Consider the following 15,420-nt stretch of genomic DNA (forward strand, 5'->3'; position numbering starts at 1 on the left):
CTACGCGGCCCAAGACTACGGAGCTGCCGGACCTGTAGTAGCGCCGGACCTGGCCGGCGCTACCAGACCGCCTCGAGCACTCGGAATGGCTTCGCCAGGCGCGCACCTTCGACATCGAAGTCGCTGACCTGCCGGCCGTCCACGCGCACTTCTTTCGGTGCGGTGCGGCTGGGCCACCACACACGCACGGCGGTGTCCTTGCGCAGGCCCTTGCCCAGCGTGACCCGCAAGGTGCCATCGCGCTGCCGTGCCTGCATCTGCAACGTGCCATACGCTGTCGGCAACCGCTCCACCGCCAATCCATCGCCTGCCACCCACGAGGGCGGCGTACCCGGCAGCAGTGAGAGGGCATCATCGTCTTCGCGCATCAGCATGCCGAACAGCGTGCGGCCGTACTCGGCACCAATCCAGGTATGCGGCATGTCGCCCAGGTAACGCGGAAAGCGCAGGCGTGAGTGCACGACCTCAGCCAGCACCTGCCACTCAAGCGGGCGCCGATCATGCAGCAGTCCCTGCAGCAGCTCATCGGCCACCTGCGGCTGGCCCAGGTGCACATAGCTCAGCACATTGCGGATCTCGTACGGTGTGTACGCGTACAACGCACCAGGCTGACTGCGCTTGCGCACATCGTCCAGATAGCGCGCGAAGGTGGTCCGCAGCGCCTCGGCGGGCAGCACGCTCTGTGCGCCGGTCGGGTCCAGTGCGATCGAAACGCCGGTGGGATCGCCATCGCCCAGATCGGCCGAGGAGGGAATGAAGTCGATGCCCTTCCACGCCATCGTCGCCCGGATCGAGGCGTGCAGCGCGTCGTAAAGCAGTTTGTACTGTTCGCGTGCCCACGCTGCGGTCTCGTGGTCGCCCAGCGATTCGGCCAGCCAAGCGCCGTCGTGCCAGCCCTTCAGGCCCCAATAGTCGTCCCAGTAGCTGTGGGTGGGAGACGGATAACCCTCATGGCTGATCGACGGCGCAAGAATGCCCGCGAAGCGCTCCGGCGCTGGCTGGTCGGCCTTGTAGCCGGGCGCCAGCGTGCGTTCGCGCAGTTCCTGCAGGAAGCGCAGCGCTGCCTTCACTTTCGGCAGATAGGCACGTACCGATTCGGGTCCGCCATCGAGGCGCGCGACATCGGCCACCAGCGCCACGTACTGGCCCTGGCTGTCGTACTCGATATCCGAACCGAAACCGGTGTTGACGCTGCCATCGTCGTTGAGGATCGGCGAGACCAGGCCGTTGGCATGCACGCCGTGTTCGCTGTACCAGCCCAGGTAGTCGCGCGCGACCTTGGCTTCGCCCATGCGCAGCAGCACCGCCGAGGTGGCCATGCCGTCGCGGATGAAGGAGCGGTTGTAGTTGCGCGGGCCGGGCTGCATGGCCGGGCCGGTCTGGTTGATCAGCATGTAAGCGGCCTGCGCGCGCAGCATGTCGACCAGTGAGGGATCGGGCAGGCGCAGCCCGACTTGGCCCAGCCGTGCCTGCCAGTCCGCGGACGCCTGCGTGGCCAGGGAATCGAACGCCGCATTGGCATCGCGGGGCAGCGTGGCTAGATCGAGCGCAGGCGCTTCGGGCAGTGCGCCCTTGGTATCGGCGGCGGTAGTACCCAGCGGGAACGCGACCACGATGGCATCGCTGGCCCCCGGTGCCAGTGATACGCGGTAGTTCAACGCAGCCGAGGCAAGACCCTGGTCATCACGCGCGTGTTGCGTGGAGGGCAGCTGGCCGGCAGCGAGGGTCGCGGTGATTTCCGTTGCGCCATCCTTGCCGAACGGCGCCGCGCCCGACGCAGCCACCGGCGTGAGCGACTGCAGCAGCGTGCGTCCATTGATGCGCACCGCCTGCCCATCGATGGTCACATCGCGGATCGGTGACAGCCCGCCGTTCTGCCACGGCGGATTCATCTGCATCGGGCGCACGACCAGGCTGAGCGTGCCTTCGATCCTGGCGCTGCCCGTGTTGTGCAGGCGATGCCGCAAGAACGTTACCGGCTGGCCGTCGCGCTCGATGGCGAATACCTCGCTGCGCAGCTCCAGGCCGGGCTGCGGTGACCACGTAGCGGAGGGCATCGGTTTCCAGCCATCCCGCAACGCGTGCTGTATCGGCTGTCCTGCCGCGCCAGCGGCACGCCCGTCAGCGCCACGCCAGATCGGCTGCACCAGCGGCGCGCCCTTGAAGGCTTCCAGATTGCCGTATTCGTCGAAGATCGATTTCTGTCGTCCTGCGTGCACACCGACGGCGGTCCAGTAGGTCTGCTGCATCTGCAGCGATGCCGGGAACAACGCGCGCTGAGCGCCGCTGGCGGTGATCTGGTATCGCTTCATCGGCGTCATTACCGCCTTTGGCCCGAGCAGGCGCAGTCGCGCGACCTGCGGTGCGGGGCCGTCCACGCTCAGCCGGAACGCACGCAGGGGTTGTGCCGTGTCAGCAGCCAGCCAGCTTTGCCGATGATTGGCCGCCTGTGCATCGTGTGCGAGGTCCTGCCAGCGGCCCTGTGCATCCTGCGCCTGCAGTCGTGCAGCGCCGCGCGCGCCATCGGCCCAGTCGACCACCAGGCCAGCCGAGGATTGAGCCTGCGGCAGCGTGATCTCGAGCGCATGGGATCCACCTTTTCCGGTCGGAACCGCAATGGTGCCGCCGCCTTGCCAGAGCGCGGCTGCCTGTGTTGCATCGACATCGGCGATGCGTGCGCTGAGTGTGCTGTCCAGCGGCTCCATCTCGAAGATCGACACACCCCAGTCGGAGGTGCGCTGCGGACTGGCCAGTCGTAGATAGCGCGCCTGCCGCGGCGCGAAGTACAGCGTTTCCACATCGCCCAGTGAATCGGCCATCGTGTACGCGGTCTGCCACTGCGTACCATCCAGTGAGGTCTGCAGTGAATAGCCTTCCGGGTTGGAGACATCCCAGGTGAGTCGTGCGCCAGCCAGCAGGGTTGGCGTGCCCAGATCGATCTGGAACCAGTGGCCGGGGCTGAAGGCGCCGCCGGTGACGGTCTTCGGGTCGCCGTCGATCAGGTGGCTGATCGCCATCGCCGGCACCTGCTGCGAGGAACTGCTGGCCTGCCAATGGCTGCGCGGGGGAAGGGGCTGTGCCTGTGCGGCAGCGGCGAGGGCGGCCAACAGCAGGGTGGCGGCAGCTCGCCATGGAATGGCTGAGCGGGAGACCTTGGAGCGTTCGGCGCGCAATGTCATTACGTACAGCCTCGCAGGTTCGGCCGGTGTCGGGCGAGCGCTACGCTAGCAAGGGATGTAATCGGTTACATGACGCACTGCAGCGTCGCAGGCCGCTTCTGTGGTTGACGCAGCCGAGCATGGCTCGGCTCTACATGGTTTCCGGCAGGTCAAGCGCACCGCACGCTACAACTCCACCGTCTCCCACCAGCGCGTACCCGCCTGCGGCGCCTGCATGTCCAGCGCTTCGCCCATCATCGGCGTGGCCACCGGCACGTTCTTCGCGGCCGCCAATGCGGTGATGCGCTCGAACGGCTGCTGCCATGCGTGCAGGGCCAGGTCGAAGGTGCCGTTGTGGATCGGCAGCAGCCACTTGCCGCGCAGGTCCAGGTGCGCCTGCAGCGTCTGTTCCGGCTGCATGTGCACGAACGCCCAGCGCGGATCATAGGCGCCGGTCTCGATCATGGTCAGGTCGAACGGGCCGTACTTCTCGCCGATGGCCTTGAAGCCGTCGAAGTAGCCGGTGTCGCCGCTGAAGAAGATGCGGAAGTCGTCGTCCTGGATCACCCACGACGCCCACAGGCTGCGGTCGCTGTCGCCCAGGCCGCGGCCGGAGAAGTGCTGGCCCGGGGTGGCGGTCAGGCGCAGGCCGCTGGCCTCGGTCGATTGCCACCAGTCCAGCTGTTCGACCTTGCTGGCGTCCACACCCCAGGCAATCAGCTGGTCGCCGACGCCGAGCGGGGCGATGAAGCGCGCGGTCTTGCCTGCCAGCTGCACCACGGCGGCATGGTCCAGGTGGTCGTAGTGGTTGTGCGAGAGGATCACGCCAGCGATCGGCGGCAGCTCTTCGATGCTGATCGGCGGTGCGTGGAAGCGTGCCGGGCCCATCCACTGCACCGGCGAGGCGCGCTGCGAGAAGACCGGGTCGGTCAGCCAGTACTGGCCGCGCAGCTTCAGCAGGATCGTGGAGTGCCCAAGCCGGAACAGGCTGCGGTCCGGCGCGGCGTCGAGGGTGGCGCGGTCCAGCGGCAGCACCGGAATGGGGTGGGCCGGGACGGTGCCCTTGGGCTTGTTGAACAGGAACGTCCACCAGATCTCCGCACCGTCGCGCAGGCCCATCGCCGGACGGGGCAGGGCATTGCGGAACTTGCCATCACGGTACTGCGGCGAATCGGGGAAGTCGGGGAGGGACCAGGACTTGCAGAAGGTGTAGGCGGTCACGGCGAGGATTCCAAGCAAAAGGAAAACGAGCAGGCGCTTCATGGGTGACGTCCGCTGGGTACACTGCACAGTGTAGTTTCGTGTTTTTCAAAAGTACACTGTCCGGTGTAAAATGTGCGCATCCGTTCAGTTATCCGGTTTCTGCCATGCCCCGTGCCCCGCAACGCCTGACCGACCGTAAACGCGATGCCATCGTGCGCGCGGCGGTGGAGGAGTTCCGTGCCTCGGGCTACGAGGCCACCAGCATGGACCGCATCGCCGAGGCGGCCGGGGTCTCCAAGCGCACCGTCTACAACCACTTTCCCAGCAAGGAAGCGTTGTTTTCGATGATCCTGGAGGAGCTCTGGGAACGCAGCGTGGCCAGCGACGCGTTACCGTACCGCGCCGACCAGCCGCTGCAGGCGCAGCTGCTGCAGTTGCTGGGCCAGAAGCTGGAACTGCTCAGCGATGCCAACTTCATTGACCTGGCGCGGGTGGCGATGGCCGAGATCATCCACTCACCTGAGCGCGCGCAGGCCATCGTCTGCCGCATGGGCGAAAAGGAAAGCGGCGAGAGTGCCTGGATCCGCGCGGCCATCGCCGATGGCCGACTGCGCGAGGTCGATCCGGAGTTCGCCGGCCACCAGCTGCACGGGCTGGTGAAGAGCTTCGCGTTCTGGCCACAGGTGACGATGGGGCAGGCACCGTTGAGCGCACAGGAGCGTGCACGCGTTGCCGAATCAGCGGTGGCGATGTTCCTGGGTTTCTACGCGGTCTAGCTGGTCGCGAAGCGGCGGAACTCGTCGGCCGGCAGCGCCGCCGAGTACAGATAGCCCTGGCCGACATCCACACCCAGTGCGCGCAGTTGCTGTTCCTGCGCCAGGGTCTCGGTACCTTCGGCCACCACGATTGCACCGCAGCGGTGCGCGACTTCGACGATGAAGCGCACGATCGACTGCGACTTGGCGTCGGACAGTGTGGCGATCAGCGCCTGCTCGATCTTGACCTCGGCGATGGCCAGCTGCGAGAGCAGGATCAGGGTTGAATAGCCAGCGCCGAAATCATCCAGTGACAACGTGACCTCCGCCGCCAGCAGCTGTGCGATGTTGGCATCGACCACGTCGCGCTCGACGATCTCGGTCCATTCGACGATCTCCAGGCGCAGCATCACGCCGGGCACATCGTGCAGCTGCAGCAGTTCCTGCAGGCGCAGGCCGAAGCCGGGCAGGCGCAGTGACTCGGCCGAAACATTCACGGCGATTTTCAGCTGCGTGCCATCGCGTCGGCACTGCTGCAGGAAGTGGATGGCCGACTGCAGCGTGGCCCATTCCAGTTCAGCCAGCCGCCCCTGCCGGCGCAGCAGCGAGATCACCCGCATGGGCGCGATCAGCCGACCCTCGCCGTCGCGCATGCGCAGCAGTGCTTCGGCGCCGACCAGCTGGCGATCCTGCAGGCGATGCTTGGGCTGGTAGCACAGCGGGGCGTCGCCCTGCTGCAGCCAGCGATCAAGGGCGACTTCAATCAGGGCGTCGATCTCGCTGTCGCGCTGGATCGGGTCGTCGAAGAACACGACGCCGGATTCGATCGCACTCAGCGCCACGGTGATTGCCCGGAAGGGCAGGTGGCCATCGTCTGCCGCGCCCGGTGGCTTCAGTTCGACCACCGCGCAGCGGAACAGCGGCCGGAAGCCGGGCCAATCGCGGCCGACCCGATCGGCCAGGTTGCTGGCCAGCTCGGTGATCTGCGGCTGCGTGCGCAGTTCGGACAAGGTCAGGTCGCGCACCAGGATCGCCAGCGCGGCATCGCCGAACTGGTAGATCTCCAGCTGGCCGGCCGGCAGCGAGGGCAGCAGCCGATGCACCTCTTCGGTGCTGTCGCGCTGCCACAGTCCGTTGTCCTGCAGCGGACCGTAGCGCAGGCGCAGGTCGCGCAGGTTGCCCATCTCGGCCACGATCAGGCAGGCCTTGCCGATACCGTCGTTGTCGCGCCAGTAATGCTGCAGGCGTTCGCCGAGCGCACGCATGTTGGGCAGGCCACTGATCGGATCGATGCGCAGCCAGGCGTGTTCGCGCTGACGCTGTGCATCGATCTGCGCATCGTTGTAGACCAGTGCGAACACCGCGCCCAGCATCAGCAGCGATAGTGGCAGTGCCAGCAGGCGCTGGATTGCCAACTCCTCCACGGGTAGCTGATTGGCGCCGATGATTGCGACGCCCAGTGCCAGGCCCAACGCAGTGACGACGATACGCACGCCCCAGGCCTGCAGGATCATGCGCAGCGAGAGTTCATTGAGCATGCGCGGGTGCAGGCGCCTGCGCAGCCAGACGCCGGCCAGCATCTGCAGCGTGGCCTCGAGGCCGGCTGGCAGAAAATACTGGGTGCCGGCGAACTGGTATCGGGCCAGCAGGCTGGCACCCAGGCAGGCCAGGCCGCCGCGCCAGCCGCCGAGCAGTCCGCTGACCAGCAGGATGTCGAAGCCGAGGTGCAGCTTGACCACGCCTTGGGTATAGCGGGCCACGAACCAGGCGTTGAACAGGTAGATCAGGCCCAGCGCCACGCCCACGTACAGGCGGCGGCCTTCAATGGCATGGCCAGCGCGACGGGTGGCGATCAGCAGCACGCCGATCATGCCGATCACCGCCGTGGCCTGCAGCAGGTACAGCGGCAGGCTGGGCAGGGCGCTGTCCAGGACCTGGGCCGAGACCCGTGAAAGCGCATCCATAGCAGGTTCCCGCCTGTGACCGACGGCCAGTGGGGAGCAGGGTAAACCACAGGCGCCCGAGCGGCCACCAAGGGCCCCGGGCCGAGGCCTCTGCAGTCAGTAGCGCGGGTCGGCGATGGCCGGCAGCACCAGTTCGCGCACGAAGCCGGACGGTGACAACTGCAGCAACGCGCGCACCATCGCAACGACGTCATGCACGGGCACTAATTCGCCGTCGCCGCGCGCTGCAGCCTCTGCAACCGGCACCGACAGTGCATCGTCGGTGTTGAGGTAGCCCAGCTGCAGGCTGGTCACCGCCAGGCGGCGATCGCGGAAGCCCTCGCGCAGTGCATCGGCGATGCCGTTGAGTGCGAACTTGGATGCGCCGAACGCCACTTCCGGGCGGCCACTGCGCGGCAGTGCCGAGGTTGATCCGGTCAGCACCAGCTGCGGGCGTGGTGCGCCGAGCACTCGCGGCAGCAGGCGCTGCAGCAGCACCAAGGTGGCGGTGATGTTGACGTCGACCAGTTGGGTGAGCGCGGCATCGCTCTCTTCGAGGAAGGCGTACTCGTCGCTGAAGGCGGTCTCTTCCCAGATGCCCAGGTTGTGGATCAGCACATCCAGATCGGCCGGTGCCTGCGCTGCGATGTGATTGGCAGCCAGGGTGGGCTGGGACAGATCGGCCTCGATCCACTGCAGAGTGACACCCTCGGGGCATTCAAGATCGCGCGGACGGCTGCGCGAAACGCCGATGACGGTGTCGCCCGCACTGCACAGGCCTTCCACGAACGCCCGACCCAGGCCCCTGCTGGCGCCGATGACCATCAATTTCATGTTGCTTCCTTGTTGTACTGCGGCGGCCTCAGTCGGCAGCCAGAATGGTGTCCCAGTCGGCGAACGCGCGCAGGTTGCTGCGTTCAGCGGTAATGATCGAGGCGATGTTGTCGAGCTGGCAACGGTACTGTGGTAGTAGCCGTCGCAGCTGCTGCAGGTGCTGGGATGTACTGACCACTGACAGCCGGGTCAGTTTGGTCAGGCCTTCCATTGCGGGCTCTGCTGGGCGGTGTGCTTCGGGATCGGCGAGAATCCGTAGGGTCCCCAGCAACAGGAGCATCCCGACATGGGAGCACCCGATCCCTTCACTGATGGCCTGCCGCTGCCGCGGGCGTGGCAGGAAGCGTTGGCCGATGCGCGCATCGAGCGGCAGTCGATCGGCGTGTCTCGTGCGGATGTCGCGCGAGTGCATCGTCCCGGGCAGGCTGACGCCTTCCTGAAGTCGGAAGTGATCGACGCCTTCAGTGAGCTGGGCGATGAGATCGCGCGCCTGCGCTGGCTGCAGGCACAGGGAGTGCCGGCGCCAACGGTGATTGCCACCGCCGAAGAAGCGGGCCGGCGCTGGTTGCTGATGAGCGCGCTGCCCGGCCGCGACCTGGCCTCGTCGCCGGAACTTGCGCCGCAGCAGTTGGTGGAACTGCTGGCTGACGCGCTGCGCAGGCTGCATGTGTTGCCGGTGGCAGCCTGTCCGTTCGACCAGCGATTGGCCTCGCGCCTGCAGGCCGCGCAGGCAAGGGTGGAGGCGGGCCTGGTCGACGCCGATGACTTCGATGACGAGCGCCTGGGGCAGAGCGCACAGCAGGTGTTCGCCGAACTGTGCAGCACCCGGCCCGAGCATGAAGATCTGGTGGTCAGCCATGGCGATGCGTGCCTGCCGAACCTGATGGCGGTCGAGGGGCGTTTCAGTGGTTTCATCGACTGTGGGCGGCTGGGTGTGGCCGACCGCTACCAGGACCTGGCGCTGGCCGCGCGCAGCCTGGTTCACAACTTCGGCGACACGCGTTGGGTGGCGCCGTTGTTCCAGCGCTACGGCGCGTTGGTCGACGAGCGTCGGCTGGCGTTCTACCGGTTGCTCGACGAGTTCTTCTGAGCCCGCGCATGGCTGGCGATGCCCGCGCAGATCAGGCCGCCGACCACGCTCAGGTGTTCCAGCGCGAAGAACATCGCCAGCTGCTGTTCCGCGCCGTGCTTGGTCCAGAAGGTATGCACGATGACGATGGTCAGCAGCATGAACACCGCCAGCGCGCCGCTGCCCAGCCATAGCAGGCGATCGAGCAGCAGGCACAGTGAGCCACCCAGCAGCACCACGGCGCTGGCGATGTTGAACAGCGCGGGCGGTTGCAGCCCGGCCGCCTGCATTTCGGCCACGCTGTTGTCCCACGCCAGCAGCTTGGCCAGACCCGAGGACAGGAACACCACGGCCAGCAGCAGTCGGGCGAGGAACCACAGCACGCGGCTGTCGAGCAGGGTGGAGATCATCCGTGGCATGCAGCAACTCCGGGTTGAGCGTTGGGCGGGGCGGGCAGCATCGGGCCTCAACAGCGGTTGAGGTCAAGGCTGCCTGAACGAAGCCCGGTGGTGGCCGGGTTACCCTCTTCAAAATGGACGAACGTTCGTTCACTATTTGTGGCATGAGCAGAATCGACCGCAATGAGCAGCGCATGATCCTGATCCTGCAGGCGGCACTGCAGTGCTTCGTCGCAAGGGGATTCCACCAGACCAGCATGCGTGACATCGCGCAGGCGGCCGGTGTCAGCCTGGGCAATCTCTACAACCACTTCCCGGGCAAGGAAGCGATCATCCTTGCAGTGGCGGTGGCCGAGAGCGAAGAACTGGCACCGTTGCTGCAGCGACTGACCGCGTCCGATGGCGAGCGTGCACAGGTACTGGTTTTCCTTCAGGACTTCCATGCACTGTGCCGCCAGCCGGAATGGGCGACGCTTGCCGTCGAAGTGCTGGCCGAGAGCGCACGCAATCCGGCCGTGGCCGAGGCATTTGCGGCCAATCGCAGGCAATTGCAGGCGACGCTGGCCGAAGCCCTTCAGCAGGTGGCGCAACGCGAGCGGCGGCGCCCCGTGCTGGCAGCGGCACTGCAGGCGCAGGTGCTGCTGGATGCCATCGAAAGCGATGCGCTGCGTCGGGGGCTGGGCGAAGCCGATGGCACCGAGGAGGCATCGCTGGATCTTGGCCTGCTCGCGCTGCTGCTCGGGGCACGCGCATGAGCGCCGTTGACCGGCGATTGCACGGCCTTGATCTGGCGCGCTACCTGGCCTTGGCCGGCATGGTGCTGGTCAACTTCCGCCTGGCGATGGCCGTGCCCGCAGAGGGTGAGGGTTGGCTGGCAGGGTTCTTCCATCTGCTGGAAGGCAAGGCCTCGGCGACCTTCGTCACGCTGGCCGGCCTTGGCCTGGTGCTGGCCACGCAGCGGCAAGGGTGGTGGCCGGCCAGTGTGCAGACCTGGCGCCGCGCGGTGTTCCTGCTGGCGCTGGGCCTGCTCAACCTGACCCTGTTCCCAGCCGATATCCTGCACTACTACGCGGTGTATTTCGCGTTGGCGGTGCTGTGGCTGCGGGCCTCGCCGCGGGTGTTGCTGGCCAGCATCATCGCTCTGGCGGCCGGTTCGTTCTGGGCGTTGCTGCACTGGGACTACAGCCAGGGGTGGAACTGGCAGACGCTGGAGTACGCCGGTCTGTGGCAATGGCCGGGCGCGGCCCGCAACCTGCTGTTCAATGGCTTCCATCCTCTGCTGCCGTGGCTGTGCTTCTTCCTGCTGGGGATGTTGCTGGCACGCCTGCAACTGTCGCAACCGCGGGTCCAGCGTGCGCTGCTGGTGCTGGGCTTGCTGTTGATCGCGGCTGGACATGGCGTGCAGCAGCTTGCACAGGGAACGCCCTGGCAGGCGTGGCTGGGAACGCAGCCGATGCCGTCGGGGCCCGCCTACGTACTCACCGGTGCGGGCGCAGCGTGCAGTGTCATTGCCGCCTGCCTGTGGCTGACGCGTGCGCGACCGGGTGACTGGCTGGAACCGTTCACCGCGGCCGGGCGCATGACCCTGACCCTGTACGTCGGCCACATCCTGCTGGGCATGGGTACGCTGGAAAGCCTGGGCCTGCTCGATGGCCGTGCATCGCTCGCGTCGGTGCTGCTCTGGGCACTGCTGTTCCTGATGCTGGCTACGGGCGCGGCCTGGCTATGGTCGTGGCAGTTCGCACGCGGCCCGCTGGAGGCGGTGATGCGGCGCATCGCAGGCTAGTTCTCTGCTCGTGCCGAGGCGATGTTGTGACGGACATGTCTGTGTCGTGGCGAGTGCATCTGCGATAGTGGCGGCAGGTAACACTTTCCGCTTGCATCCATGTCATTCGCTTCGGCGCAGCATCTCGGCGAAGTCCTGCAACAATCCTATGGCATCACCCCTACCGCCGTGGTGCCACGCCCGGTGGGTGCCGACGCCAATGCCAGCGTGTATCGCGTCGATGCGCGGCACGGGCAGTGGTGGTTGAAATGCCGCACCTACCAGGTCGACCCCGCAGTGTGGGACAGCCTGCATTGGATGCGCGGCACGCTGGGCATCGATGAGATCGTCGCGCCGTGGCCGGCACTGACCGGTGGTGCGTCGGTGCAGCGTTGGGGATTGCAGTTCACCCTGTTCCCTTATGTGGAAGGCCAGTCCGGGTTCGAGGCGGCGTTGAGCCGCACGCAGTGGAAACGGCTGGGGGAGGTGCTGCGGCGCCTGCACGGCGCGCAGCTGCCAGCGGAACTGCTGCAGGCGCTGCCGATCGTACGGCTGGAAACCGCGGCGCTGGAAACCGTCGGGCAATGGCTGGCTGGCGAGGGCCTGGCGGCCGCGAAGGATGGGCTGGGCCGCGCTTTCGTTTCGGTATGGGACCGGCAGCATGCGCGCATCGCGGCGCTGCATGCGCAGGCACGGGAGCTGCTCGCGGCATTGCAGGACGTGCCGGTAGAGCTGCATCTGTGCCACACCGATCTGCATGCCGGCAACCTGCTGATGGGCAATGACGGGGGCCTGCACCTGATTGACTGGGATGGCCTGTCGCTGGCACCGCGCGAGCGCGACCTGATGTTCATCGGTGCGGCTGTTGGCGGGCGCTGGGGGCGCGAGAGTCCGCTGGGCTTCGAGGACGGCTACGGCAGCGACCGCGGCGACCCGCGCTGGATCGCCTGGTACCGGCACTGGCGCATTCTCCAGGACCTGATCGAGTTCCAGCAGGTGCTGCTGGGCAGCGACGGTGAGGAGCGTTCGCCGCAACTGCGCAGGCAGTCGCTGCACTACCTGGGCGAGCAGTTCGCACCGGGCAATGTGTTCGATGCGGCGGAGCGGGTGTATCGCGCGCTGTAGATCCACGCCATGCGTGGATGAACCCTGCGCGCTCAGTCAACGGTGGAGGCGCGAAGAGCAGCCGAGCGTAGGCTCGGCTCTACAGAGGAGTGCAGCGTCATCCACGTTTGGCGTGGATCTACTCGGCGGGCTTGGCCGCTGCCGAGGCCGCTGCACTTGCGGCACGCCGCGACAGTACGGCTTCGCGGTGGGCGATATAGGCGTTCGCGGCAAGGATGATGCCGGCGCCGATGATCGTCCAGCGGTCCACCGTTTCGTTGAACAGCAGCCAGCCGCACAGCGTCACCAGCGGCAGCTGCAGGAAGCTGATCGGGGTCAGCGCCGAGACTTCGCCCAGGCGCAGCGCCCGCGTCCACAGCAGCTGGCCGACCGTGCCGAGCACGCCGGTGGCCAACAGCCACAGCCACGCCACGCCGGTGGGCCAGACCCAGACGAACAGGGCAGGCAGCAGCGACAGCGGCACCCAGAACACGTAGGTATAGAGCACCACGGTATCGGCGCTGTCGATACGGGTCAGCTGCTTGATCTGGATCGCCACCAGCGAGCTGAGCACGGCGGCAGCCACTGCCACCAGGCTGCCCGCGGTGAAGCCGGCGGTACCGGGGCGCACGATCACCAGCACGCCGATGAAGCCGACCACCACTGCAGCCCAGCGCCGTACGCGCACGGTCTCGCCCAGCCACAGCACGGCAGCGATGGTGACGAACAACGGCGTGGAGTACGACAGCGAAACCGCCTGCGCCAACGGCAGGTGGCCCAGTGCCCAGAACGCGCACAGCATCGAGCCCAGGCCGATCGCACTGCGCACGAAATAGCGTGGCAGCTGCTGGGTCTTCAGCGGCGCGTGGCCGGGGCGCAGCAGCATCGGCAGCAACGCGAGCAGGCCGAAGGCATTGCGGAAGAACGCCACTTCCTGGGTCGGCACGTAGCGCGTGGCATAGCGGATCGCCACCGCCATCAGGCCAAATGCCATGGTGCTGCCGAGCATCAGCAGCGCCGCCCGCATCGGGGTCGCGCTGGGGGAGAGGGCGGGGCTGTTCACCACTGTGCGCCGAGCAGGCGGGGCTCCGGTTCGATCGGTACGCCGAACTTCTCCAGCACCGAAGCGGAAATACGTCGCGCCAGCGCCAGCAGTTCAGCACCGGTGGCGTTGCCGTGGTTGACCAGCACCAGTGCGTGGCTTGGCGCCACGCCGGCATCGCCTTCGCGGAAGCCCTTCCAGCCGCAGGACTCGATCATCCATGCCGCCGAGACCTTGCGCTTGCCGTCCTGGTCGGACGGGAACACCGGCAGTTCGGGGAAGTGCCGCAGCAGCACGTCGACCTGTTCCAGCGGCAGCACCGGGTTCTTGAAGAAGCTGCCGGCGTTGCCCAGTACATCCGGGTCGGGCAGCTTGCGGCGGCGGATTGCGATCACCGCGTTGGCCACGTCCACCGCGCTCGGCAATTCCACGCCCTGCGCCTGCAGTTCCTCGCGGATGCCGGCGTAGTCCATGCGCAGATCGTGCAGCAGCGGCAGCTTGAGCTCGATGGCGGTGATCAGGTAGCGATCAGGCTGCTGCTTGAATACGCTGTCGCGGTAGGCGAAGCCACACTGTTCGTTGTCCAGCCGCACCCAGGCCCGCTCCTGGCAGTCCCAGGCCTCGACGGCCTGGATGAATTCGCCGACCTGCGCGCCGTAGGCACCGATGTTCTGGATCGGCGCGGCACCGGCGGTGCCGGGAATCAGCGCCAGGTTCTCCAGGCCGGACAGGCCCTCCTGCAGGGACCACATCACCAGCCCGTGCCAGGGCACGCCGGCACCGGCGCGGATCACCGCATGGTCGGCGCGGTGTTCAAGGAAACTGATGTCACGGTTGCCGAACACCAGTACCGTGCCAGGCAGGTCCTCGGCGATCAGTACGTTGCTGCCGCTGCCCAGCACCAACAGCGGGCCGTTGGCCACCTCGGGCAGCGCGAGCACGTCCGGCAGCAGTGCGGCATCGTGCAGTTCCAGCAGCTGCGCGGCGCTGGCCTGCACATGGAAGGTGTTCAGCGCCTGCAGCGGCGCATTGCGGGTGAGCGTCCAGCGCAGCGGTGCGTTGCCGTCGACGGTATCCATGGGCGCGCTCACAGTGGGGCCACCGCGCCGCGGCTCGGTGCTTCGCGACGGCGACGGATCGCCTCCACGCATTCGGAGACCAGCGCCGGGCCACGGAAGATCAGGCCGCTGTAGCACTGCACCAGCGCCGCGCCGGCGGCCATCTTGGCCACCGCATCGGCACCGGACAGGATGCCGCCGACACCGATCAGCGGTACCGATTCGGGCAGGCGCGAACGCAGGCGGCGCAGCACCAGCGTGGACTGCTCCAGCACCGGCGCACCGGACAGGCCGCCGGCCTCGTTGGCCAGCGGGTCGCCGGCCACCTTGCTGTGGTCGATGGTGGTGTTGGTGGCGATCACGCCGTCCACCTGCAGCTCGCCGAGCACGCGGGCGGCGGCATCGATGTCGCGCTCGCTCAGGTCCGGCGCCACCTTCACCAGCATCGGCACGCGGCGACCATGCTGCGCAGCCAGGGCTTCCTGGCGGTCACGCAGCTGGCTGACCAGCTGTCGCAGCGCGGTTTCTTCCTGTAGTTCACGCAGGCCGGCGGTGTTGGGCGAGGAGATGTTGACCGTGATGTAGTCGGCCAGCGGATACACCTTGTCCAGGCAGGCGATGTAATCGTCCACCGCCTGTTCGTTGGGGGTGTCCTTGTTTTTGCCGATGTTGATGCCGAGCAGGCCGCGACGGTTGCGCGCGCGTTCGACGTTGCGCACCAGCGCGTCCACGCCCGCATTGTTGAAGCCCATGCGGTTGATGATCGCATTGTGCGCCGGCAGCCGGAACAGGCGCGGCTGCGGGTTGCCGGCCTGCGGACGCGGCGTGATGGTGCCGATCTCGACGAAGCCGAAACCCAGCGCGAACAATGCATCGATGTGCTCGCCATTCTTGTCCAGGCCGGCGGCCAGGCCGACCGGATTGGGGAAGGTCAGCCCGAACACGGTGCTCGGCATCGGCGCGATGCGTGCAGCCAGCAGCGGCGTGGTGCCGGTGCGATAGGCCAGGTCCAGTGCGGACAGGCCGAGGCCGTGGGCGCGCTCGGCGTCGAGCGAGAACAGGAAGGGGCGGGCAAGCGAATACATGCGTCG

General features: G+C 67.1%; 14 protein-coding genes. 5 read left to right on the forward strand and 9 right to left on the reverse strand.

The window, feature by feature from the left end:
- Positions 1 to 59: 59 nt before the first annotated feature.
- The gene (locus tag ACTJJM_RS05010; RefSeq protein WP_440865204.1) at positions 60 to 3,179 is read right to left on the reverse strand and encodes a discoidin domain-containing protein; all 3,120 of its coding nucleotides are present in this window, start codon (positions 3,177 to 3,179) and stop codon (positions 60 to 62) included.
- Between the two features lie 165 nt (positions 3,180 to 3,344).
- The gene (locus ACTJJM_RS05015; RefSeq protein ID WP_440865205.1) at positions 3,345 to 4,421 is read right to left on the reverse strand and encodes an MBL fold metallo-hydrolase; all 1,077 of its coding nucleotides are present in this window, start codon (positions 4,419 to 4,421) and stop codon (positions 3,345 to 3,347) included.
- A 104-nt stretch (positions 4,422 to 4,525) separates the two neighbouring features.
- Here ACTJJM_RS05015 and ACTJJM_RS05020 point away from each other — a divergent pair, with 104 nt between their 5' ends.
- Positions 4,526 to 5,137 (forward strand): TetR/AcrR family transcriptional regulator, encoded by a 612-nt coding sequence (locus ACTJJM_RS05020; RefSeq protein ID WP_010484672.1) that lies wholly within the window; start codon positions 4,526 to 4,528, stop codon positions 5,135 to 5,137.
- On the opposite strand, the gene ACTJJM_RS05025 is transcribed toward ACTJJM_RS05020, so the two are convergent.
- The 3 genes from ACTJJM_RS05025 to ACTJJM_RS05035 form a co-directional block, all read right to left on the reverse strand.
- Entirely contained in the window at positions 5,134 to 7,080 is a 1,947-nt protein-coding gene (locus tag ACTJJM_RS05025) for an EAL domain-containing protein (RefSeq protein ID WP_010484673.1), read from the reverse strand. The genes ACTJJM_RS05020 and ACTJJM_RS05025 overlap by 4 nt on opposite strands.
- Positions 7,081 to 7,176: 96 nt before the next feature.
- On the reverse strand, positions 7,177 to 7,893 hold the full coding sequence (locus ACTJJM_RS05030; protein WP_010484675.1) for an SDR family NAD(P)-dependent oxidoreductase: 717 nt from the start codon (positions 7,891 to 7,893) through the stop codon (positions 7,177 to 7,179).
- 28 nt (positions 7,894 to 7,921) lie between these two features.
- Complete coding sequence (locus ACTJJM_RS05035; protein ID WP_053442896.1) at positions 7,922 to 8,104, reverse strand: hypothetical protein; 183 nt, start codon at positions 8,102 to 8,104, stop codon at positions 7,922 to 7,924.
- Between the two features lie 75 nt (positions 8,105 to 8,179).
- On the opposite strand from ACTJJM_RS05035, the gene ACTJJM_RS05040 reads away from it, so the two are divergent.
- Positions 8,180 to 8,983 carry an APH(3')-II family aminoglycoside O-phosphotransferase gene (locus ACTJJM_RS05040; RefSeq protein WP_053442897.1) on the forward strand — a complete coding sequence of 268 codons (804 nt, stop codon included), beginning with the start codon at positions 8,180 to 8,182 and terminating at the stop codon, positions 8,981 to 8,983.
- On the opposite strand, the gene ACTJJM_RS05045 is transcribed toward ACTJJM_RS05040, so the two are convergent.
- A complete protein-coding gene (locus ACTJJM_RS05045; RefSeq protein ID WP_029550851.1) occupies positions 8,956 to 9,381 on the reverse strand; it encodes a DoxX family protein in 426 nt (141 codons plus the stop codon). The genes ACTJJM_RS05040 and ACTJJM_RS05045 overlap by 28 nt on opposite strands.
- Positions 9,382 to 9,524: 143 nt before the next feature.
- On the opposite strand from ACTJJM_RS05045, the gene ACTJJM_RS05050 reads away from it, so the two are divergent.
- The 3 genes from ACTJJM_RS05050 (at position 9,525) to ACTJJM_RS05060 (ending at position 12,250) form a co-directional block, all read left to right on the forward strand.
- Positions 9,525 to 10,115 carry a TetR/AcrR family transcriptional regulator gene (locus ACTJJM_RS05050; protein ID WP_019338464.1) on the forward strand — a complete coding sequence of 197 codons (591 nt, stop codon included), beginning with the start codon at positions 9,525 to 9,527 and terminating at the stop codon, positions 10,113 to 10,115.
- Positions 10,112 to 11,146 carry a DUF418 domain-containing protein gene (locus ACTJJM_RS05055; RefSeq protein WP_440865206.1) on the forward strand — a complete coding sequence of 345 codons (1,035 nt, stop codon included), beginning with the start codon at positions 10,112 to 10,114 and terminating at the stop codon, positions 11,144 to 11,146. Before ACTJJM_RS05050 ends, ACTJJM_RS05055 begins: the two co-directional genes overlap by 4 nt.
- 99 nt (positions 11,147 to 11,245) lie before the next feature.
- Positions 11,246 to 12,250: a phosphotransferase gene (locus ACTJJM_RS05060; protein ID WP_440865207.1), complete on the forward strand. Its 1,005-nt coding sequence runs from the start codon at positions 11,246 to 11,248 to the stop codon at positions 12,248 to 12,250.
- A 118-nt stretch (positions 12,251 to 12,368) separates the two neighbouring features.
- Here the strand turns inward: ACTJJM_RS05060 and ACTJJM_RS05065 are convergent, their stop codons facing one another.
- Genes ACTJJM_RS05065 through ACTJJM_RS05075 form a run of 3 tightly spaced genes read right to left on the reverse strand, consistent with a single transcriptional unit; the run spans position 12,369 to position 15,414 of the window.
- Entirely contained in the window at positions 12,369 to 13,256 is an 888-nt protein-coding gene (locus ACTJJM_RS05065) for a DMT family transporter (RefSeq protein ID WP_019338467.1), read from the reverse strand.
- A gap of 32 nt (positions 13,257 to 13,288) precedes the next feature.
- Positions 13,289 to 14,350, reverse strand: a complete 1,062-nt coding sequence (gene murB / locus ACTJJM_RS05070; RefSeq protein ID WP_440865208.1) for a UDP-N-acetylmuramate dehydrogenase — start codon at positions 14,348 to 14,350, stop codon at positions 13,289 to 13,291.
- A gap of 8 nt (positions 14,351 to 14,358) precedes the next feature.
- Positions 14,359 to 15,414, reverse strand: a complete 1,056-nt coding sequence (locus tag ACTJJM_RS05075; protein WP_019338469.1) for a quinone-dependent dihydroorotate dehydrogenase — start codon at positions 15,412 to 15,414, stop codon at positions 14,359 to 14,361.
- Positions 15,415 to 15,420 lie beyond the last annotated feature (6 nt).

Origin of the sequence: Stenotrophomonas sp. 22692 (genome assembly GCF_052045015.1) — a bacterium.
Taxonomy (GTDB): Bacteria; Pseudomonadota; Gammaproteobacteria; order Xanthomonadales; family Xanthomonadaceae; genus Stenotrophomonas; species Stenotrophomonas geniculata.

Coding starts and splice junctions, on each gene's coding strand:
- ACTJJM_RS05030 (WP_010484675.1), bottom strand. CDS start 7,893: ATGAAATTGATGGTCATCGGCGCCAGCAGGGGCCTGGGTCGGGCGTTC.
- ACTJJM_RS05055 (WP_440865206.1), top strand. CDS start 10,112: ATGAGCGCCGTTGACCGGCGATTGCACGGCCTTGATCTGGCGCGCTAC.
- ACTJJM_RS05060 (WP_440865207.1), top strand. CDS start 11,246: ATGTCATTCGCTTCGGCGCAGCATCTCGGCGAAGTCCTGCAACAATCC.
- ACTJJM_RS05035 (WP_053442896.1), bottom strand. CDS start 8,104: ATGGAAGGCCTGACCAAACTGACCCGGCTGTCAGTGGTCAGTACATCC.
- murB (WP_440865208.1), bottom strand. CDS start 14,350: ATGGATACCGTCGACGGCAACGCACCGCTGCGCTGGACGCTCACCCGC.
- ACTJJM_RS05025 (WP_010484673.1), bottom strand. CDS start 7,080: ATGGATGCGCTTTCACGGGTCTCGGCCCAGGTCCTGGACAGCGCCCTG.
- ACTJJM_RS05015 (WP_440865205.1), bottom strand. CDS start 4,421: ATGAAGCGCCTGCTCGTTTTCCTTTTGCTTGGAATCCTCGCCGTGACC.
- ACTJJM_RS05020 (WP_010484672.1), top strand. CDS start 4,526: ATGCCCCGTGCCCCGCAACGCCTGACCGACCGTAAACGCGATGCCATC.
- ACTJJM_RS05050 (WP_019338464.1), top strand. CDS start 9,525: ATGAGCAGAATCGACCGCAATGAGCAGCGCATGATCCTGATCCTGCAG.
- ACTJJM_RS05045 (WP_029550851.1), bottom strand. CDS start 9,381: ATGCCACGGATGATCTCCACCCTGCTCGACAGCCGCGTGCTGTGGTTC.
- ACTJJM_RS05075 (WP_019338469.1), bottom strand. CDS start 15,414: ATGTATTCGCTTGCCCGCCCCTTCCTGTTCTCGCTCGACGCCGAGCGC.
- ACTJJM_RS05065 (WP_019338467.1), bottom strand. CDS start 13,256: ATGCGGGCGGCGCTGCTGATGCTCGGCAGCACCATGGCATTTGGCCTG.
- ACTJJM_RS05010 (WP_440865204.1), bottom strand. CDS start 3,179: ATGACATTGCGCGCCGAACGCTCCAAGGTCTCCCGCTCAGCCATTCCA.
- ACTJJM_RS05040 (WP_053442897.1), top strand. CDS start 8,180: ATGGGAGCACCCGATCCCTTCACTGATGGCCTGCCGCTGCCGCGGGCG.